Consider the following 19,062-nt stretch of genomic DNA (forward strand, 5'->3'; position numbering starts at 1 on the left):
CAAATAATTAACTGCTCCGAGTTGTTTAGCGTACAAGTGTACGCTAAAGTACGGGGCAATTTCTAAGCGATGAATGAGAGTTATGGAACCTAAAAACAGCTATACAAAAGAAGAATTGGTCCTTTGCGGTCAAGGTGAAATGTTCGGTGAAGGCAACTGTCGTTTACCAAGTGACAACATGTTAATGATGGACCGCATTATCTCTATCACTGCTGATGGTGGTGAGCACGGTAAAGGTCAAATCGTTGCAGAACTAGATATTAATCCTGATCTTTGGTTCTTCGACTGTCACTTTAAAGGTGACCCAGTAATGCCTGGTTGTCTTGGTCTTGATGCTATGTGGCAATTAGTTGGTTTCTTCCTAGGTTGGTCTGGTGGTCCAGGTCTTGGTCGTGCACTTGGTGTAGGTGAAGTTAAATTCACAGGTCAAATATTACCAACAGCTAAAAAAGTAACTTATCGTTTAGACATGAAGCGTGTTATTAAACGTAAATTATTCATGGGTATGGCTGATGGTACTGTAGAAGTAGATGGCCGAGTAATCTATGAAGCAAAAGATCTTAAAGTAGGTCTTTTCCAAGATACATCTGCGTTTTAATCTTTAATTTAAGATACAAAATAGCAGATACAAAAAAGCCCCATTTCGGGGCTTTTTTGCGTAAATAAGGTGCCTATATTAAGTTTTAAACATGTTTCGGTTTTCAATGGCTTCTCGCCAGCCACCTAACCATTCAGATTTAGGGTCGATTTGTTGATAAGGGCATTGTTCTTTGGAACGGCCTGCCAAGCCTGCTTTATAACCTTGAGAATGAGCTCTTTCTAAACGATCTCTTTTCTGTCTCTTCATAGGTAATATCCTCACCTTTTATATTTATAGATATGTAGCGAAATTGACATCTACATTTAATGAATAGTTAATAAAACTGTTAAATTCAAATAGCAAAAAGCAATTAAATAAATTGACAATAACTAACGTGCTGATGCTCAAATGAATTAACATTTTAAATGACTAAGTGGTCGTACCTCTTCAACTAAAACCATCTATTAATACACTTAAATTAAGCTAAAAACGATACAGCTCTTTTAGCTTCATTATTTGTGACCAAGCCAATTTCGGCAAAGTTCCCAATTAAATTGTAATCACGCCAAATTTATGATGATTACAATTTAGTCAATTTAATGCTTGCATATTAAAAACCGATCGGTCTAATATAATCGGTATGGAAACAAATAACTCTGTGCCAAGCCGTCGTGGCAGGCCACCAAAAATAGCGCGTTCAAATGCAGATACCCGTGCCCTTTTGATTAATACGGGGCTAGCTGTATTAACCGAAAAAGGCTTTAGTGCAACCGGCATTGATTTAATCTTAAAATCAGCTCAGGTACCTAAGGGCTCTTTTTATCATTACTTCAAAAGTAAGAATGATTTTGGCTTAGCACTCATTGATGCATACGACAGCTATTTTCAGGCAAAGTTAAAACGCCACCTAAACAACGATACAACAACCCCTCTTGAGAGGATTGTGCTATTTGCCAATGACGCCAAACAAGGCATGGCAAAGTTTGAGTTTAAACGCGGCTGCTTAATAGGTAATTTAAACCAAGAAATCAGTCACCTTGATGAGCCGATGATTGGCCGCATAAAACAGGCTTACGCCAACTGGCAAGCTTTAATTGAGCAATGCTTAGTTGATGCAAAGCAGCAAAAGCAAATTCCTCAATCATCAGATTGTAAAATGCTTGCTGAGTTCTTCTGGATTGGCTGGGAAGGCGCAGTGATGCGCTCTAAACTTGATAAATCAAGTGAACCGCTTACCCTTTATACAGCACAATTTTTACGCTTAATTTTATAAAGCCGTTTAAATACGGTTTTATTTCAACCATTAAAAGACGATCGGTCTAAAAGGAGTCACCATGACAACATCAGTAAAATCGGTAGTTATCAACAAAGATGATCAAGGCTACCGTGCCGAATACACAGACTTTCCTGTAGAAAGCATCCACCAGCACGATGTAAATATTGATGTTGACTACAGTACATTGAATTACAAAGATGCCTTAGCCATTACAGGTAAAGGCCCTGTGGTAAGAACATTTCCTATGATCCCCGGGATAGACCTTGCAGGCACAGTATCAGACTCTAAAAGCGATGAATTTAAAGTAGGTGATAAAGTTCTGTTAAATGGCTTTGGTGTTGGGGAAAAATACCTAGGTGGTTTGAGTTCAAAAGCGTCTATGAGTGCTGATTGGCTCATCCCCCTCCCTGCTAATTTAACACCAAAACAGGCTATGCAAATTGGTACTGCAGGTTATACGGCAATGCTGAGTATCATCGCATTAGAAAAACAAGGTATCACGCCGCAAAGTGGCGAAATTCTTGTTACCGGTTCTAATGGCGGCGTGGGTAGTTTTGCTATCTATTTATTAAATAAACTAGGTTTTGATGTAGTTGCAACAACAGGACGAATGAACGAAGCAGATCACCTTGAAAAATTAGGCGCAAAACGCGTTTTATCACGCGAAGGATTCTCAGCACCTGGGAAACCACTGGCTAAAGAACAATTCGCTGGCGCAATTGATTCTGTGGGTAGCCACACCCTTGCAAATGTGTGTGCATCGATTAAATACGGTGGTGTTGTAACAGCATGTGGTTTAGCACAAGGTATGGACTTTCCGGCAACAGTAGCGCCGTTTATCCTTCGCGGTATTAGCCTAATGGGTATTGATAGTGTAATGCGCCCTAAAGCTGACCGAATTGAAGCATGGCAACGTTTAAGTGAGTTAGTTGAGGCTCAGTACCTCGATGCTATTTCGCAAGAAATTCCACTTTCTGAAGCCGTTGCAAATGCAGAAGCCCTTTTAAAAGGTGAAATTCGCGGCCGTGTAGTAGTTAATTGCAAAGAATAAGCTCGAATATAAACATTCTTAGCAAGTTAGCTATAAAACTAGGGTAAAGGCAATTATACTTACCCTAGTTTTGCAATACCGGACAGTCTAATGAGTAATAAAGAAATTTTCAGCAATAACCCACTGCAAGGTGTTGGTATCGAGCAAGTCGTGACAGAGCTTGTCGAACAATATGGCTGGGAATTGCTCCACGCCTATATGCGTTTAAACTGCTTTAAGAATAACCCAGATGTAAAATCTGCGGTTAAGTTTTTACGTAAAACCCAATGGGCACAAGAAAAAGTCGAGAACTTTTATTTGTATCGTCTTAAAAACTTACCACGCCCAGACGATGTAAACTATGAATTACCGCCGCGCGATCGTGTTATCCCTGCTGATCAAAAACCTGGTGAACCTTGTGAGTTAAGTTTTACCGACGCTAAACGCATTCACGCTAAAAAAGAAGCCAAGCAAAAAGCCCGCACCCGTAAACAACGTTCAAGTGCGAGTAATCCTTGGGGTAATTAAGCTTTAAGTTTTGAGCTATAAGCTTTTAGCTGTAAGTTGAAATAAGCCGCCTTTAAGGGCGGTTTTTTATTTGAGTTAGCAAGTTAGCAAGTTAGCAAGTTAGCAAGTTAGCAAGTTAGCAAGTTAGCAAGTTAGCAGTTGAGAATTGAAGGGTTACCTAAATACGTCAATCATTTCTTGATTCTTTTATAATTCGATATCTAAATTCTGATAAATAACCAATTATTGTCAGCAAGAAAGCAGAGTTGAAATCACCAGCAATAAGCATGTCAAAAAGTCCACCTTCACGTGTCAACCATAAAAAAGCAATGATACAGATAGACATAGTCCACAAAACCTTTGGAGTGCTGGCGTATTCACCAAAGAACCGTTGTGAAATGCTTCTTTTATTTTGTAAATCTTCCATAATGTGCTCGCTATTCCATTTGTTCGTTAGTTCAAAAACTCCGTTACCTATCTTCAATTTATAGCACCATGATTTTTAACTTACCATAGTACAAAGGGCTCAAAGTTTATCTGTTATTAATTTAAGGGTAACTTGAATATGTTAGACTGATTACATCATCATTAATGTCAAAAAAGGATGTGTATGTCTAACTACAACGAATCACCTGAACAGATCGCAAATGCAACGCAAGATTTCGTGATGCAACAAACAATGTTGCGCATTAAAGATCCAAAGCCTTCTTTAGATTTCTACCAAAACGTTTTAGGTATGAAGTTACTTGGTAAATATGACTTCCCTAAAATGGAGTTTACGCTGTACTTTTTAGGTTATGAGCAAGACATGCCAACAGGCAGCGATAAAGAAAAAGCACAGTGGGTATTTCGCCGCCCTGCTCTTATCGAGCTTACACATAATTGGGGCACAGAAAACGACGACAGTTTTGCTGGTTACCATAGTGGTAATGATGAACCAAAAGGCTTTGGTCATATCGGTATTAGTGTGCCAGACGTATACGCAGCATGCGAGCGTTTTGCAAAATACGATGTGGAGTTTGTAAAAAAACCAGACGATGGCTCAATGAAAGGCTTAGCCTTTATTAAAGACCCTGATGGTTATTGGATAGAGATACTTTCTGCTGAAGGGATCACTGAGATAATTGAAGAGCACAAGTAAGATTGCCCCGTTAATAACCTGCTAATTAGCAGGTTATTTTATTTAATAAAATAGGAATCTTAAAATCTAATTTTTAAAAATTAGAAAAGCCACTACTTTCATCATCACTTGATACTGTAACTGAAAGCTCTTCATCTATGCTTTCAAAAACTAAAAAGTTTATTGGTTTACAACAAACCTGGCAATCTTCAATATATTGCTGATTTACGTCTGCAGGATCCAGTAAGATATCTATTTGCTCACCACAATACGGACAAGTAATCTTTTTCTCTGTTAATTGATTCATCAGCCATATTCCTTACTATTGTGATCAATTTTAATGACTTTGTTTAAATACATTTAACATGTAGTTATTAGTTTCATCAAAAAGCTCATGGCACTTAGGAAGATATCCCCAAATTCTTAATGTTGTTTTACCTTTTTCGTAAGATAAACCTATCTTATCTAAAAGCTCAGTTAAGCTCTCAGAGTGATCATGCTCTTTTATAGAGTGATGCCTTCTGACGTCTACTATCTCTTCAATAAAGTATAAATCTAGCCACTGAACACCAATAAAAGGAAACGGTAAATGATAGCACCATTCACAATCCCATTCTGATATATGCTCAGTTACCCATTTCTAACGAAAAGGTGGTTTCCAATTTTTCCATTCTCGCACTTCACAGATGAGCTCACTCCACTTTGTATTGTTTGCAGCTCCTACAAGATTCCGCATTTTAATACATCTTAAAGCATCAATTTTATCTTTCTCACTAGCTGAAGCATCAGCCATAGGCAGAAGGCTCATATGTCTAACACTCTTTTTGGATCTCGCGGATAAAACTCATCGGGCTGTTTAGTACATAAATCAAATTCACGGGTATTTTTGTAAGGTAGCTTCATAAAGCCTGCCACACCTACATCTGTTATACTAACCGCGTATTGCATAAGCTTACTTAATAAGCGTTTAAATTCAGGCTCTTTACTGGCATCAAGCAAACGATAGTAATGATGTATTTTCATCCTATCAGGTAAGGCTTCAAAAATGATACAGCCCGTATGGTGTATTTGGTTTAGCTCAAATACGCACTTTATAACCTTTTTAGGGAGCTGTAATTGCTCATCCGGGTCTTTACCATCTTCAAAGTAAGAATGCGGTCTGGTTACATCTGAGGCTTGGATATCCATTACTTCATAATCAAGCTCAGGTAAATTTTCAAATTTAAACGCCCCTGTGCCATCCCGTTCGAGCTGAATGGTTTTACGCGCATCAAACAAGCAGCATTTAAAAAGACCTTTTTGTTTAATTCCCTGCGCTAACATCACCGTGTTGTTAATCGCATCGGTAAACGCTGTGCCGAGCGTTTCATCATGTAAAATAAGGGAAGACTCAACAAACAGTGAGTTTTCTTTCCAATGAAAACTCAAGCCCCCTACTACTGGGTATTTTGCTAATCGGCTAATAGAGGCCAAAAATGCTTTTTCGGTGTCGCCGGTATCAAATAAAAACTCTTTGTAGTATCTGTCGAGCTGGGCATCGTTAACATCAAGTAGTTGTTGATTATGGTCAGCTTGTCTTAAAAATTGCTTACGCGAGCTATAAACTACTGTGTCTGGGTGCTCATCAAACTCACTAAACCAATAAGGAATATACGGGCGAATGACTTTACGGGGCAGCTCAGGTAGGTAAGCTTTAGCCATTGTAGGCATGTTTCGCATAAAATAATCACCTGCGCCATCTCTGGTTGCCTTATCTTTTGAAAGCATACCGTCGATAACCCGGGCAAGCTCCATAGGTAAATTCAGGCTTGTAGCCGGAATAACCGCCGCACCAAATCTACAAGATTGTGCAGAGGCCAGTGCATAAAGGGTTGATGCGACACCTTGTTCATCAAAACGTGGCGATGACTGCCCGCCTGACATTTGCTCATCACCAATAAAATACACATCACCCATACGTGCATTAGTGGTGCTGATATCAGCAGACATAAGATCCATAAAATTGCTGGCAACAGGATTACCTTCAGCGTCTATTTGTGCATAAACAGAGCTGCCCCAGTCTACCAATGACAATTTATTGGTTTGTTCATCATAAACGATGTTAGAGGGTTTAATATCACCATGCACAATTGGCTGTGGGCTTAAGCCATTTTTATGTTCACGTAAATCTACCAGCACATTACGTAGCCTAAGAGCCAGTGCCATGACTTTTGCTGCACTAAAACGCCCCTGTTTAATGGAGATTTTTTCTAAGTCTTCACCTAGAGCGCGTTCCATCATTAAAATGCCTTGCTTTTTAATGCGCTCAAAGGCATAAAATTTTGGCACCAGCGGATTATTAACTTGCGAGAGCATGTACGCTTCGTCTTCTAGACGATCACGTACACTTTGTGCAAGGGTTATACGTGAAAACTTAAATACCCAAGGTAGCTCTTCATCATCGACACCAGCAAAAACAAATCCAAACGCGCCAGACCCAATTAATTCAACGTCACTGTAACCAAGCAAAGTGAGCTGTTTAATACAAATATTAAGCCATTGACGGTGCTTTTTAGCATCATGGTGAGACAGCAAATAAACAGACTGTTCTTCATTGATATAAAAATTGCGGATTTGTTTGGGATTCACTGCATCTCTCAAATTTAAGCGGCTTTTAACCGCTTAATTATTGAATGCTAGGCAGTTAATTACAAGGCTTTTGCTCTTCGATGATCCAACCTTGATCTTTCAAAAGAAGTTGTGATAATGCGAAGGTTAAGCAATAAAAGATAACCAACTCTAATAAGGTAAGAATATCAGCGGCAAAACACCAGCCTAAAACCCCTGCAAATAAAAATGGGATTGCTTTTAAATACCAAGCAATTTGTCGGGTTTTACCATATGTGAGTTGATAACTGTGAACTAGCTCACCCTCACCCTCACACTCTAATGTGATGGTAGAAGAAAACTTCCTGAATAAAGTCACTGAAATTGTTAATTGGCAGGCTTTACCATCAATATTAAACTCATGAACAGATTTCGTTTTAAAGTTACGTGATTCAGCTATTAATTCACCGTCTACTTTCAGAACTTCTTTACCTGAGTAAGCAGAACCCCAGTATTCAATTAAATGTTCACCCAGCTTGAAGTTGGCTTTAATTCCCTTGCTCATTGATACTGTAATGCCATCCGTGTTCATAACAAATCTCCTTATCATTATGAATTTAAAATACTTTAAAAATAAAAAAACGGCAAGCTAGGCTTACCGTTTTGGTACTTTCAATGGGTAAAGGGTTACGATTTAAAATTAAAGGCGAATACCGCCATCAATTTCAACAACACGACCTGTAAAGAAGTCATTCTCTACAATGTATTGTGCTGTTTGGGCAATTTCTTCTGCTTCACCAAAACGACCCACTGGCGTTACCGCCATCATGCGTTGTTTTGCTTCTGGTTTCATTGCATCTGTCATCGCGGTGCGAATAACACCTGGTGCGATTGCACCAACGCGGATACCAAAGCGACCTAATTCTTTCGCCCAACCCGTTGTCATCGCAACAACACCGGCTTTAGACGCAGCATAGTTTGTTTGGCCAATGTTACCAGCGCGAGCAACACTCGACATATTAACGATAACGCCGCCTTTGCCAGACTCAATCATGTGGCTCGCAGCTTCACGACCTGCTAAGAATACACCAGTCAGGTTCACATCAATCACAGATTGAAATTGAGCCAACGACATTTTATCGACCACTTTGCCTTCTTTTGCTTTGATAAACATACCATCGCGTAAGATACCTGCGTTATTAATAAACACGCCGATATGGCCAAAGTCTTTGTTGATAGTGTTAAACGTTGCTACCACAGCATCTTCATCTGTAACATTAGCAGCATAAGCCATGACTTTTGTGCCATATTTAGCAAGCGCTGAGACTGCAGTATCAAGTACGTCTTGTTGCATATCGATAAGAGCGATGTTCGCGCCAAGGGATGCAAATTTCTCGGCCATCGCAAAGCCTAAACCTTGCGCGCCACCGGTAATTACGATGTTGTTGTTTTTAATTTCCACAACAATCTCCTACTTCGAGAATAATTTAAAAATAGCGCTAAAATCATCACTACCCGCACCTTGATGCTGAAGCATAGTGTATAGATTCTTCGCCATTGACCCCATTGGGGTAGATGAATTACTTTGCTGAGCCGCTTCCATAGCAAGACCTAAGTCTTTTGCCATTAAATCAACCATAAAGCCAGGTTTATAATCATTACTTGCTGGTGCTGTTTCCATTACACCAGGGCATGGATTGTAAAGCTCAAGTGTCCAGTTACGGCCAGAGCTTGCAGTCATGATGTCACTTAACACTTTTGGATCGAGCCCGTTATTTATACCCATTTGTAGTGCTTCGCTAGTGCCAGCCATTAAAATGCTCAGCAGCATGTTGTTACAGATTTTTGCGACTTGGCCTGCACCAATATCACCAGCATGGAAAATGTTTTTACCCATATCTGCTAGAGCCAGTTTGGCTTTTTCAAAGTGGCTTTGCTCACCACCGACGATAAAGGTTAAAGTGCCCGCTGTTGCACCTGCAACACCACCTGATACCGGCGCATCAACAAAATCAATACCTTTTTGAGCAAGCTCGCTACCCACTTGACGCGCTGATTCTGCATCAATGGTTGAGCAGTCAATCACTAAAGTTTTGCTATCAAGTAAGTTGATAAGGCCTGTTTCACCTAAGTAAAGCGACTTAACGTGTTTGCTTGCTGGTAGCATACTGATAAAAATATCAGCGCCAATGGCACACTCTGCTGCATCGTTTGCAGCAATTGCACCTTTATCGGCAAGCTCACTGACCGCTGCTTTATTTAAGTCAAACACGCGAACTGTATGACCTGCATTGACAAGGTTTGCCGCCATTGGGCCACCCATGTTGCCTAAACCAATAAATCCTATTGTTAATTTAGCCATTTGTTTACCCCTTGGACTTAAGATGACGTTAATGAGTTAAGTGGGTGTGATTGCTCATCCCAGCGTGTTGTAAAGAAGCTATCTACAACTGCTTCGTCGATATCGCTAAGCGATTTAAACTGCCAGTTAGGTGCACCGTCTTTGTCGATTAATAGCGCACGAACCCCTTCTTGGAACTCGCCTAATTCGCCACAACGAACTGACATGCCTAACTCCATTTTGAAGCAATCTGCTAACGTCATCTCTTTTGAATTAGCTAATTGACGTTCTACCAGCGCACAACTAAGTGGACAACCATGCGCTAATGACTTTTGCGCACGAGTAAGCCATTTATCTTCTGTTTCTAAAGCTTGAATGTAGTCAATTTTCCCCTGCAATGAGTCAAATTCAGCCAGCTTTTGAATAACCGCTAAGTTATCTTTTACATTGCCTTTAGGAACACGGCCTGAAATATTATCAATCGAGATTAAAATGTTAGTTAGCTTTTCGTGATTTAATGAGGCTGTTTTGCCCCACTTTTCAGCGGTGATAGCCGTTAAAATAGCGTCATATTTATCTGCTGTTGCATAGTGATCAGCAAGATTAACAAACAAGGCATCTTCAGCATTGATAGACGCAGCAGTTAACCCTAAGAATAGACCCACTTGCTCAGGCATTTTATGTAAGAAGTAACTGCCGCCCACATCTGGGTATAAACCAATGGTTAGCTCAGGCATTGCGATACGTGATGTTTCTGTTACCACTCGGTGACTTGCCCCAGCCATTAAGCCTAGGCCGCCACCCATAACAATGCCATTACCCCAAAGTAATATTGGCTTTTCATAGCAGTGAATTAGGTAGTCTAATTTGTACTCAAAGGTAAAAAAGTCTTCAATGTAGTTAGCAGGCTCACCTGTGCTCATTGCTTTATGCAGGCTTACTACATCGCCACCGGCACAAAATGCTTTTTCGCCAGCCCCTTTTAGAACGACCATGGCAACGGCGTCATCGTCAGCCCATTTTCTAAGCTGCGGCTCTAGCAATTGGATCATGTCGTAATTTAAGGCATTTAACGACTTAGGCGCATTGAGTGTCGCAATTGCAATGAGGCCGCTCTCGGCCTCTGCAGTTTCAAACACCACAGGCGCATCTTGATGATTTAGTAGTGTTACATTAGTCATTAGCCATTTACCCAATTTGCTTTACGCTTTTCTAAGAATGCATTCACGCCTTCTTTTTGGTCTTGCGTATCAAATAATTGTACAAATAACTCACGCTCTAATGGCAATGCATGTGCCATAGGTTGTGTGCGACCTTTTTGAATAAGCTCTTTACATGCAGTCACAGCAACTGGACTTTGCTCACCCACTTGGTTAGCAAGTTTCATTGCCGCCGCTAAACTTTCGCCAGCACCAACCACTTCTTCAACAAGGCCAATTTCGCGTGCTTTGTCTGCTTTTAGGCGCTCGCCACATAAGATCATGCGTTTTGCCCAGCCTTCACCAACAAGCCATGCAAGGTTTTGCGTACCGCCAGCACAAGGCAACAAGCCAACTTTCGCTTCAGGAAGTGCCATTTGAGCTTGTTCTTCAGCAATACGAATATCACAAGCAAGGGCCACTTCAAGACCGCCACCCATGGCATAACCATTAATTGCCGCAATTGATACACCACGGAAATTTGTTAGTGCCTCAAATGCATCACCAAACACTTTTGACATAGTAGCAGCAACGCCTTTATCACCACTGGCAAATACGTTCAGATCGGCACCAGCACTAAAGAACTTTTCACCTTGACCTGTGATCACTAATGCATAGACATTTTTGTTAGCATTTAGCTCGGTCACAGTGTCTTTTAATGCAGTTAATGTATCTTGTGTCCAGGTATTCGCTGGCGGGTTATTCATGGTTAAAACCGCTACGTTACCTTCAATATTTAAATCAATCGATGGATTAGACATAGTATGCTCCTTATAGAATGTCGCCAGCTGACTCAGCTAAGATACGACGTGCGATAATCACACGCATTATTTCGTTTGTGCCTTCAAGAATTTGATGCACACGTACGTCTCTGAAATGACGCTCTAATGGGTATTCTTTGATGTAACCGTAACCACCGTGAATTTGTAGTGCGTCGTCACATACTTTAAAACCAACATCTGTAGCAAAACGCTTTGCCATAGCGCAGTAAGTGGTTTTTTCGCTGTCACCCGTATCAAGTTTAAATGCGGCTAAGCGGACCATTTGACGAGCGGCAACAAGCTCGGTATTCATGTCGGCAATTTTAAATTGCAGTGCTTGGAAAGCAGCTAATGGCTTACCAAATTGCTCACGTTCTTTTAAGTATTCGCGTGCAGTGTTAAGAGCTGCTTGTGCTGTACCTAATGAACAGGTAGCAATATTAATACGACCGCCATCTAAGCCTTGCATTGCAAACTTAAAGCCTTCGCCTTCTTGACCTAATAAGTTAGCCGCAGGGATTCTGACACCTTCAAAGCTAATTAAACGTGTTGGCTGTGCATTCCAGCCCATTTTTTCTTCAGCTTTACCGTATTCAATACCTGCTGCGTCAGCAGGCACTACAAATGCCGAAATACCGGCTGCGCCTTCACCACCAGTGCGCGCCATAACCACAAGTAAATCAGTTTCACCTGCGCCCGAAATAAACATTTTAGAGCCTGAGATCACATACTCATCGCCCTCTTTAACCGCTTTAGTTTTTAGTGATGCTGCATCAGAGCCAGAACCTGGCTCCGTTAAACAGTAAGAAGCAAGTAACTCACCCATTACTAATTGCTCACAGTACTGGGATTTAACGTCATCAGTACCAAAGCTTGCAATCATCCACGTAGCCATATTATGAATGGTCAACATAGCGGTGGTTGCTGTACAACCCATGGCAAGCTGCTCAAAGATAATGCTTGAATCTAAGCGAGATAAACCTAAGCCACCCGCTTCTTCTGGGGTATATAAACCACAAAAGCCAAGCTCACCGGCTGCTTTAATGGTGTCTTTAGGAAAAATGTGTTCTTGGTCCCACTTAGCTGCATGTGGAGCAAGTTCAGACTCTGCAAACTGACGGGCTGTTTCAGCAAACGCTTGCTGATCTTCGGTTAAATTAAAGTCCATAGTAGACCTCTATTTGTTGTCTTATTCTTGTGTGAATAACGATTGTTGTCGTTTAAATGTGTGTTCTTTGAGCGAGCGTGTGCTCGCTCAGCAGTAAATTAATTACGGCTTATTTAAGGTTGATACTCATGTTCGGACCTGAGGCGATATCATCCTCGAACCAACGTGAAGTAATTGTTTTTGTTTCTGTGTAAAAACGAATACCTTGCTTACCATAGGTGTGTTGATCGCCGTAGAATGAGCCTTTCCAACCTGTGAAAGAGAAAAACGGTAGTGGCACAGGAATTGGCACGTTGATACCAACTTGACCTACTTCGATTTCATGTTGGAATTTACGTGCAGCAGCTCCACTTGATGTGAATAACGAAGTACCGTTACCGTACGGCGAGTTATTGATAAGCTCAATCGCCTCTTCAAGAGTATCTACAAACATACAAGCCAGTACAGGACCAAAGATCTCTTCTTTGTATAAATCCATCTCGGTTGTTACATCAGTAAATAACGTTGGACCAACCCAGTTACCTTGCTCGTAACCTTCAACAGTAAAGTAAGAGCCATCAATTAAACACGTTGCACCTTGTTCTTTACCACTTGCGATTAGTGATAAAATACGATCTTTAGCTGCTTTTGATGTTTGTGGGCCGTAAGCTGCGTTAGCATCATCCCATACACCTGGGCGTACGTTTTCAAAGCCTGCTTTAATTTCATCAACCCAGTCTTTTGCTTGACCTACAAATACAGCAACCGAAATACCCATACAGCGCTGACCAGCAGCACCTACAGACGCACCTACTAGGTTGTTTACAACATGCGATTTACTTGCATCTGGCATAATAACCATGTGGTTTTTTGCACCTACACAAGCTTGTACGCGTTTAAGGTTTGCTGTGCCTTTTGAATAGATGTATTCACCTACACCACACGAACCAACAAATGAAATAGCACGCACTGCTGGGTCTTCTAATAAACGGTCAACTTGTGGTTTTGTACCATGAACAACTTGTAACACCCCTTTTGGTGCTCCCGCTTCAACAAATAGTTCAGCTAAACGCATTGGTGTTAGTGGATCTTGCTCTGATGGTTTCAGAATAAAGGTGTTACCACACACAATAGCCAGTGGGAACATCCATAATGGGATCATCGCAGGGAAGTTAAATGGCGTAATACCCGCACATACACCTAGTGGTTGCATGTAAGAATAAGTATCGATTTTACGCGCTACGTTTTCCATTGTTTCGCCCATCATCAGTGATGGTGCATTGGCTGCTTGCTCAACAACTTCAATACCACGCCAAACATCGCCTTTGGCGTCTTCAAATGTTTTACCTAACTCATGACAAATAATCGTCGCAAGCTCGTCATGGTTTTCTTTTAGTAGTGCAGCGTATTTCATCATAATGCGCGCACGCTCAGAAATAGGCACTTCTTTCCATGTTTTAAATGTTTCTTTTGCAGAGGCAATGGCTGCATCCATTTCAGCATCTGTTGCACACGGAACTTGAGCTAACACTTCTTGGTTTGCAGGATTGATAACATCAATCAGCTGCGATGAACTTGATTGGGTAAATTCGCCGTTGATAAATAAAGGTACTTGGTGCATGAGGCACTCCTCCCCAGTGGGTATAAAGAGGCCGCAACATGATAGTTTTTAAAATACGTTGCGGCTGTGAGAGATTAAAATTCTAAAGCGATTAAAGAGCTTCGACTGCCATAGCAACAGCTTCACCACCACCGATACACAGTGAGGCAACACCTTTGCTAAGACCACGATTCTTTAATGCATGAATTAAGGTAACTAAGATACGCGCGCCGCTTGCACCAATTGGGTGACCAAGTGCACAGGCACCGCCGTTTACGTTTACTTTGCTTTCATCAAGTTTTAACTCGTTAATTGCAAGCATAGTCACCATGGCAAACGCTTCGTTGATTTCCCATAAATCAACATCATTAATAGACCAACCAGCTTTTTCTAAAAGCGACTGCATTGCGCCAACCGGTGCTAAAGTAAATTCGCTTGGTGCTTGAGAATGTGTGCTGTGAGCAACGATACGACAAAGTGGTGTTAAACCTTGTTCTTTAGCATCTGATTCACGCATTAACACAAGCGCTGCTGCACCATCAGAAATTGATGACGAGTTTGCAGCTGTAATAGTGCCGTCTTTTTTGAATGCAGGACGTAAACCTGGGATTTTATCAGGACGTGCATTGCCTGGTTGCTCATCAATCGCAACGGTCACATCACCTTTGCGTGTAGAAATAGTGTGCGCGGCAATCTCGTTTGCAAATGCGCCAGTTTCAATCGCGCTATTCGCTTTAGTCAGTGAGTTAAGTGCAAAGTTATCCATTTGTTCACGGCCAATTGAATACTGATCGGCAGTGTCTTGTGCAAAACAACCCATTGCTTTGTTGTCGTAAGCATCTTCAAGGCCATCACACATCATGTGATCTTTTACTTCGCCATGACCCATACGCATACCTGAACGTGCATTTGGTAACATATAAGGAGCATTACTCATGCTTTCCATACCACCAGCAACCGCTGAGTTGATAGAGCCTGATTTAATTAAGTCATGAGCAAACATTGCGGCTTTTAAGCCAGAGCCACATACTTTGTTAATTGTTGTTGCGCCAGTACCTTGATTAAGGCCCGCTTTTAACATTGCTTGGCGTGCAGGTGCTTGACCAAGACCAGCTGGTAATACACAGCCCATGATCACTTCGTCAATCTTATCGGCAGATAAACCGGCTTGCTCTAAGCTACTTTTAATAGCTGTAGCACCTAAATCAGTTGCGTGTGCACCACTTAGTGCGCCCATAAAACCACCCATAGGGGTACGTTTTGCGGCAACAATAACAACGGCTTCAGTAGTCATAATTGGCTCCATGTAAGTGGTTAACATCATGTGTTCAAATCATGTGTAACCAAACAGTTAATTTGTTATAGTTTAATTTCGATTTAATTCAGCATACATAATATTTACGTTTACGCCAACGTAAATCTAAAATCAACATTTTTGCGGCCGGTAAAACTGTAAACTTATCTGTATTTTGTTGTATGAAAAATCAAACATCTGCTTACAAGGCTAGATAAATAAAGCTTTTCAACAAATCCAACCAGTTATCTTTATAAGTCTAAAGTATAACTCCCAAATCACCCTTTACCTTTACGTAAACTTCACTTATATTGGTGTTATTCGAATGAGGTAAATAAATCATGAAACAAGACAATCAAACAAACTTTGAAAGCGCAGCAGTTGAACCTGCTAGCAATGAGCAAACGTTTAGTATCAGCGAACTAGCAAAAGAATTTGATATAACGACCCGCTCTATCCGCTTTTATGAAGACCAAGGCCTGATCTCACCTGATCGCAATGGTCAAACCCGTATTTATTCAAAACGCGACAAAGTAAGACTAAAACTTATTCTACGTGGTAAACGCTTAGGTTTTACCTTGGCTGAAACGGGCCGTTTGTTTGAACTTTACGATGCAGATAAATCGAGCGCTAAACAGCTAGTCACTATGCTTGACCTTATCGCAGAGAAAAAAGCGGACCTGAGCCAACAGATGGACGACATTAAAGTTGTACTAATGGAATTGGTGACTGCAGAACGTCGCTGTCGTGAAACCCTTAATAATTTAGACGAATAACCTGACAACAATCTCGTCAACAGACTCTCACAGGAACACACATTATGAGCACTATTTCACTTTATAAAGAAATGAACTTCGGACTTGGCGAAACAGCAGACATGATCCGCGATCATGTAAATAGCTTTGCTAGCCAAGAAATTGCCCCACTTGCAGAACAAACAGATGTAGACAATGCCTTCCCTAATCAACTTTGGCCACAGCTTGGCGAAATGGGTTTATTAGGAATGACAGTGCCTGAAGAATTTGGCGGTGCTGGCCTTGGTTACCTTGAGCACGTAATCGCAATGGAAGAAATTAGCCGTGCAAGTGCATCGATTGGTTTAAGTTATGGTGCTCATTCAAACTTATGTGTTAACCAAATTAACCGTAATGGGTCACAAGCACAAAAAGAAAAGTACTTACCAAAACTTATCAGCGGTGAGCACATTGGTGCCCTTGCGATGAGTGAGCCAAATGCGGGTTCTGACGTTGTATCAATGAAATTAAAAGCTGAGAAAAAAGGCGATGTATTTGTACTTAACGGTAACAAAATGTGGATCACCAATGGTCCAGATGCCGATACCTTTGTTATCTATGCAAAAACAGATTTAAATGCTGGCCCTAAAGGCATTACAGCGTTCATCGTTGAACGTAACACGCCAGGGTTTTCTACTGCACAAAAGCTAGACAAACTTGGTATGCGTGGCTCTAACACCTGTGAATTAGTGTTCGAGAACTGCGAAGTACCAGCAGAAAACATTCTAGGTAACTTAAACGAAGGCGTAAAAGTCCTTATGAGTGGCCTAGATTATGAGCGTGTTGTTTTAGCTGCAGGCCCGCTTGGTATTATGCAAGCATGTATGGACATTGTGGTTCCTTATATTCATGAGCGTAAACAATTTGATAGCCCAATTGGTCAGTTCCAACTTATTCAAGGCAAAATTGCTGACATGTACACGCAAATGAATGCAGCTCGTTCATATGTTTACACAGTAGCTCGTGCATGTGACCGCGGCGAAACAACGCGTAAAGATGCCGCTGGCGCTATTTTATATGCGGCAGAGCTTGCGACTAAGATGGCCCTAGATGCTATTCAAATCTTAGGTGGTAATGGTTACATCAACGAATACGCGACAGGTCGTTTATTACGTGATGCAAAACTATATGAAATTGGCGCAGGTACTTCAGAAATCCGCCGCATGCTAATTGGTCGCGAATTATTCACTGAAAGCCGATAGGACCTTGTTATGACGATTTTAAAATCGAGTGTAAATCCACACGATCCGCAATTTTTGCAAAATCACGACAACATGGCAGCGCTCGTAAGTGATTTACGTGAAAAAGTAGCTGATATCCGTTTAGGTGGGGGCCCTGCCCTTATTGAGCGCCACCAAGGCCGTGGTAAGTTATTTGTTCGTGACCGTATTGAAACGCTACTTGATGAAGGCTCGCCATTTTTAGAGATCTCTCAATTTGCTGCCTTTGGTGTGTACGAACAAGCTATTCCATGTGCCGGTGTTGTTGCTGGTATTGGTCGTGTGAAAGGCGTTGAATGTATGATCATCGCCAATGATGCAACCGTAAAAGGCGGTACATACTTTCCACTAACGGTAAAAAAACATCTACGTGCCCAAGATATCGCAGAGCGTTGTCATTTACCGTGTATTTATTTAGTTGATTCAGGCGGTGCAAACCTGCCTGAACAAGATGATGTATTTCCAGATAAATTACACTTTGGCCGTATTTTCTATAATCAGGCTCGTATGTCTGGAAAAGGCATTCCACAAATTGCAGTCGTAATGGGTTTATGTACCGCAGGTGGTGCTTATGTACCAGCGATGGCTGATGAAAGTATTATTGTAAAAGAGCAAGGCACAATTTTCTTAGCTGGTCCGCCACTGGTTAAAGCGGCTACGGGTGAAGAAGTGAGTGCAGAAGAGCTCGGTGGTGCTGATGTTCACTGTAAAACATCCGGTGTTGCCGACCACTATGCTGAAAACGATGCCCACGCGCTTTCTATCGCGCGCCAATGTATTGAACGAATTAACTATCAGCGCCCTACTGCACCCTTACTTGATGATGTTAAACCGCCGCGTTACGACATTAACGAAATTTACGGCATTGTGGGTACTGACCTTAAAAAGCCATTTGATGTACGCGAAGTAATTGCTCGTGTTGTTGATGATTCATCATTTGATGAATTTAAACGCTACTTTGGCGAAACACTAGTAACCGGCTTTGCAACAATCTTTGGTCACCCTGTCGGTATTGTTGCCAACAACGGCATTTTATTCAGTGAATCAGCGCAAAAAGGCGCGCACTTTATACAACTATGCGCACAACGCAAAATTCCTTTAGTGTTTTTACAAAACATTACTGGCTTTATGGTTGGTAAAAAATACGAAGCCGAAGGCATCGCCAAACATGGTGCGAAAATGGTAACCGCTGTGTCATGTGCTGATGTGCCAAAATTCACCGTGTTAATTGGTGGCTCGTATGGTGCGGGTAACTACGGTATGTGTGGCCGCGCGTTTGAACCTACCATGATGTGGATGTGGCCAAATGCCCGTATATCTGTAATGGGTGGTGAACAAGCAGCAGGCGTTCTTGCACAAGTTAAACAAGATGGTTTAGCCCGAAAAGGCGAAAGCATGACTGATGAGCAAGTCAGTGAGTTTAAAAAGCCAATTATAGAGCAATACGAAAAACAAGGTCATCCATATTACGCCAGTGCCCGCCTTTGGGATGATGGCATTATCGATCCTGCTGATACCCGCAATGTATTAGGGCTTGCCTTAAGTGCAGCTAAAAATGCACCAGAGCGCGATTCGCAGTTCGGCGTATTTAGAATGTAATGGAGGCC

General features: G+C 41.5%; 20 protein-coding genes and 1 pseudogene. 8 read left to right on the forward strand and 13 right to left on the reverse strand.

Going from position 1 to position 19,062, the window contains the following annotated elements; all coding sequences use genetic code 11:
* The first annotated feature begins 82 nt into the window (after positions 1–82).
* On the forward strand, positions 83–598 hold the full coding sequence (gene fabA / locus MTF66_RS05395) for a bifunctional 3-hydroxydecanoyl-ACP dehydratase/trans-2-decenoyl-ACP isomerase (RefSeq protein WP_054553819.1): 516 nt from the start codon (positions 83–85) through the stop codon (positions 596–598).
* 78 nt (positions 599–676) lie between these two features.
* On the opposite strand, the gene rmf is transcribed toward fabA, so the two are convergent.
* Entirely contained in the window at positions 677–847 is a 171-nt protein-coding gene (rmf, locus tag MTF66_RS05400) for a ribosome modulation factor (protein ID WP_036968408.1), read from the reverse strand.
* 373 nt (positions 848–1,220) lie between these two features.
* On the opposite strand from rmf, the gene MTF66_RS05405 reads away from it, so the two are divergent.
* From MTF66_RS05405 to MTF66_RS05415, 3 genes are all read left to right on the forward strand, one after another.
* On the forward strand, positions 1,221–1,853 hold the full coding sequence (locus tag MTF66_RS05405) for a TetR/AcrR family transcriptional regulator (protein WP_248526660.1): 633 nt from the start codon (positions 1,221–1,223) through the stop codon (positions 1,851–1,853).
* Positions 1,854–1,914: 61 nt separating this feature from the next.
* The gene (locus MTF66_RS05410) at positions 1,915–2,907 is read left to right on the forward strand and encodes an MDR family oxidoreductase (RefSeq protein WP_248526661.1); all 993 of its coding nucleotides are present in this window, start codon (positions 1,915–1,917) and stop codon (positions 2,905–2,907) included.
* A gap of 90 nt (positions 2,908–2,997) precedes the next feature.
* Positions 2,998–3,414, forward strand: a complete 417-nt coding sequence (locus MTF66_RS05415; protein ID WP_055021352.1) for a VF530 family DNA-binding protein — start codon at positions 2,998–3,000, stop codon at positions 3,412–3,414.
* A 166-nt stretch (positions 3,415–3,580) separates the two neighbouring features.
* On the opposite strand, the gene MTF66_RS05420 is transcribed toward MTF66_RS05415, so the two are convergent.
* Positions 3,581–3,820, reverse strand: a complete 240-nt coding sequence (locus MTF66_RS05420) for a hypothetical protein (RefSeq protein ID WP_138519570.1) — start codon at positions 3,818–3,820, stop codon at positions 3,581–3,583.
* A gap of 183 nt (positions 3,821–4,003) precedes the next feature.
* Here MTF66_RS05420 and gloA point away from each other — a divergent pair, with 183 nt between their 5' ends.
* Entirely contained in the window at positions 4,004–4,534 is a 531-nt protein-coding gene (gene gloA, locus MTF66_RS05425; RefSeq protein WP_248526662.1) for a lactoylglutathione lyase, read from the forward strand.
* 73 nt (positions 4,535–4,607) lie between these two features.
* Here the strand turns inward: gloA and MTF66_RS05430 are convergent, their stop codons facing one another.
* From MTF66_RS05430 to MTF66_RS05475, 11 genes and pseudogenes are all read right to left on the reverse strand, one after another.
* A complete protein-coding gene (locus tag MTF66_RS05430; protein WP_248526663.1) occupies positions 4,608–4,820 on the reverse strand; it encodes a CPXCG motif-containing cysteine-rich protein in 213 nt (70 codons plus the stop codon).
* 30 nt (positions 4,821–4,850) lie between these two features.
* Positions 4,851–5,321: pseudogene (locus MTF66_RS38585) on the reverse strand (DUF6678 family protein).
* Entirely contained in the window at positions 5,318–7,141 is a 1,824-nt protein-coding gene (locus MTF66_RS05435) for a serine/threonine protein kinase (RefSeq protein ID WP_248526664.1), read from the reverse strand. Before MTF66_RS05435 ends, MTF66_RS38585 begins: the two are co-directional and overlap by 4 nt.
* A gap of 55 nt (positions 7,142–7,196) precedes the next feature.
* On the reverse strand, positions 7,197–7,691 hold the full coding sequence (locus tag MTF66_RS05440; protein WP_248526665.1) for a hypothetical protein: 495 nt from the start codon (positions 7,689–7,691) through the stop codon (positions 7,197–7,199).
* Positions 7,692–7,799: 108 nt separating this feature from the next.
* Entirely contained in the window at positions 7,800–8,561 is a 762-nt protein-coding gene (locus MTF66_RS05445; protein WP_248526666.1) for an SDR family oxidoreductase, read from the reverse strand.
* A gap of 9 nt (positions 8,562–8,570) precedes the next feature.
* Positions 8,571–9,461, reverse strand: a complete 891-nt coding sequence (gene mmsB / locus MTF66_RS05450; protein ID WP_248526667.1) for a 3-hydroxyisobutyrate dehydrogenase — start codon at positions 9,459–9,461, stop codon at positions 8,571–8,573.
* A 17-nt stretch (positions 9,462–9,478) separates the two neighbouring features.
* Positions 9,479–10,621, reverse strand: a complete 1,143-nt coding sequence (locus MTF66_RS05455; protein ID WP_248526668.1) for an enoyl-CoA hydratase/isomerase family protein — start codon at positions 10,619–10,621, stop codon at positions 9,479–9,481.
* Complete coding sequence (locus MTF66_RS05460; RefSeq protein ID WP_135924626.1) at positions 10,621–11,400, reverse strand: enoyl-CoA hydratase; 780 nt, start codon at positions 11,398–11,400, stop codon at positions 10,621–10,623. The genes MTF66_RS05455 and MTF66_RS05460 overlap by 1 nt, the downstream gene beginning before the upstream one ends.
* Positions 11,401–11,410: 10 nt before the next feature.
* Positions 11,411–12,568 carry an acyl-CoA dehydrogenase family protein gene (locus tag MTF66_RS05465; RefSeq protein WP_248526669.1) on the reverse strand — a complete coding sequence of 386 codons (1,158 nt, stop codon included), beginning with the start codon at positions 12,566–12,568 and terminating at the stop codon, positions 11,411–11,413.
* Positions 12,569–12,677: 109 nt separating this feature from the next.
* Positions 12,678–14,168, reverse strand: coding sequence for a CoA-acylating methylmalonate-semialdehyde dehydrogenase (locus MTF66_RS05470; protein WP_248526670.1), 1,491 nt, complete (start codon positions 14,166–14,168; stop codon positions 12,678–12,680).
* A 91-nt stretch (positions 14,169–14,259) separates the two neighbouring features.
* Positions 14,260–15,441 (reverse strand): acetyl-CoA C-acyltransferase, encoded by a 1,182-nt coding sequence (locus MTF66_RS05475; RefSeq protein ID WP_248526671.1) that lies wholly within the window; start codon positions 15,439–15,441, stop codon positions 14,260–14,262.
* A 341-nt stretch (positions 15,442–15,782) separates the two neighbouring features.
* Here MTF66_RS05475 and MTF66_RS05480 point away from each other — a divergent pair, with 341 nt between their 5' ends.
* From MTF66_RS05480 to MTF66_RS05490, 3 genes are read left to right on the forward strand one after another with little or no spacing between them, the layout of a single operon-like run.
* A complete protein-coding gene (locus MTF66_RS05480) occupies positions 15,783–16,217 on the forward strand; it encodes a MerR family DNA-binding transcriptional regulator (RefSeq protein ID WP_054553803.1) in 435 nt (144 codons plus the stop codon).
* A 44-nt stretch (positions 16,218–16,261) separates the two neighbouring features.
* The gene (locus MTF66_RS05485; protein WP_054561519.1) at positions 16,262–17,437 is read left to right on the forward strand and encodes an isovaleryl-CoA dehydrogenase; all 1,176 of its coding nucleotides are present in this window, start codon (positions 16,262–16,264) and stop codon (positions 17,435–17,437) included.
* 9 nt (positions 17,438–17,446) lie between these two features.
* The gene (locus MTF66_RS05490; protein WP_187489625.1) at positions 17,447–19,054 is read left to right on the forward strand and encodes a carboxyl transferase domain-containing protein; all 1,608 of its coding nucleotides are present in this window, start codon (positions 17,447–17,449) and stop codon (positions 19,052–19,054) included.
* Positions 19,055–19,062 lie beyond the last annotated feature (8 nt).

It is taken from the genome of Pseudoalteromonas sp. 2CM39R (assembly GCF_023161845.1).

Excerpts from the sequence above, each read along its gene's own strand:
- rmf (WP_036968408.1), bottom strand. The coding sequence starts at position 847 with ATGAAGAGACAGAAAAGAGATCGTTTAGAAAGAGCTCATTCTCAAGGT.
- MTF66_RS05485 (WP_054561519.1), top strand. The coding sequence starts at position 16,262 with ATGAGCACTATTTCACTTTATAAAGAAATGAACTTCGGACTTGGCGAA.
- MTF66_RS05410 (WP_248526661.1), top strand. The coding sequence starts at position 1,915 with ATGACAACATCAGTAAAATCGGTAGTTATCAACAAAGATGATCAAGGC.
- MTF66_RS05465 (WP_248526669.1), bottom strand. The coding sequence starts at position 12,568 with ATGGACTTTAATTTAACCGAAGATCAGCAAGCGTTTGCTGAAACAGCC.
- MTF66_RS05405 (WP_248526660.1), top strand. The coding sequence starts at position 1,221 with ATGGAAACAAATAACTCTGTGCCAAGCCGTCGTGGCAGGCCACCAAAA.
- MTF66_RS05430 (WP_248526663.1), bottom strand. The coding sequence starts at position 4,820 with ATGAATCAATTAACAGAGAAAAAGATTACTTGTCCGTATTGTGGTGAG.
- MTF66_RS05490 (WP_187489625.1), top strand. The coding sequence starts at position 17,447 with ATGACGATTTTAAAATCGAGTGTAAATCCACACGATCCGCAATTTTTG.
- MTF66_RS05440 (WP_248526665.1), bottom strand. The coding sequence starts at position 7,691 with ATGAACACGGATGGCATTACAGTATCAATGAGCAAGGGAATTAAAGCC.
- MTF66_RS05460 (WP_135924626.1), bottom strand. The coding sequence starts at position 11,400 with ATGTCTAATCCATCGATTGATTTAAATATTGAAGGTAACGTAGCGGTT.
- mmsB (WP_248526667.1), bottom strand. The coding sequence starts at position 9,461 with ATGGCTAAATTAACAATAGGATTTATTGGTTTAGGCAACATGGGTGGC.
- fabA (WP_054553819.1), top strand. The coding sequence starts at position 83 with ATGGAACCTAAAAACAGCTATACAAAAGAAGAATTGGTCCTTTGCGGT.
- MTF66_RS05455 (WP_248526668.1), bottom strand. The coding sequence starts at position 10,621 with ATGACTAATGTAACACTACTAAATCATCAAGATGCGCCTGTGGTGTTT.
- MTF66_RS05420 (WP_138519570.1), bottom strand. The coding sequence starts at position 3,820 with ATGGAAGATTTACAAAATAAAAGAAGCATTTCACAACGGTTCTTTGGT.
- MTF66_RS05470 (WP_248526670.1), bottom strand. The coding sequence starts at position 14,168 with ATGCACCAAGTACCTTTATTTATCAACGGCGAATTTACCCAATCAAGT.
- MTF66_RS05415 (WP_055021352.1), top strand. The coding sequence starts at position 2,998 with ATGAGTAATAAAGAAATTTTCAGCAATAACCCACTGCAAGGTGTTGGT.
- MTF66_RS05475 (WP_248526671.1), bottom strand. The coding sequence starts at position 15,441 with ATGACTACTGAAGCCGTTGTTATTGTTGCCGCAAAACGTACCCCTATG.
- MTF66_RS05480 (WP_054553803.1), top strand. The coding sequence starts at position 15,783 with ATGAAACAAGACAATCAAACAAACTTTGAAAGCGCAGCAGTTGAACCT.
- gloA (WP_248526662.1), top strand. The coding sequence starts at position 4,004 with ATGTCTAACTACAACGAATCACCTGAACAGATCGCAAATGCAACGCAA.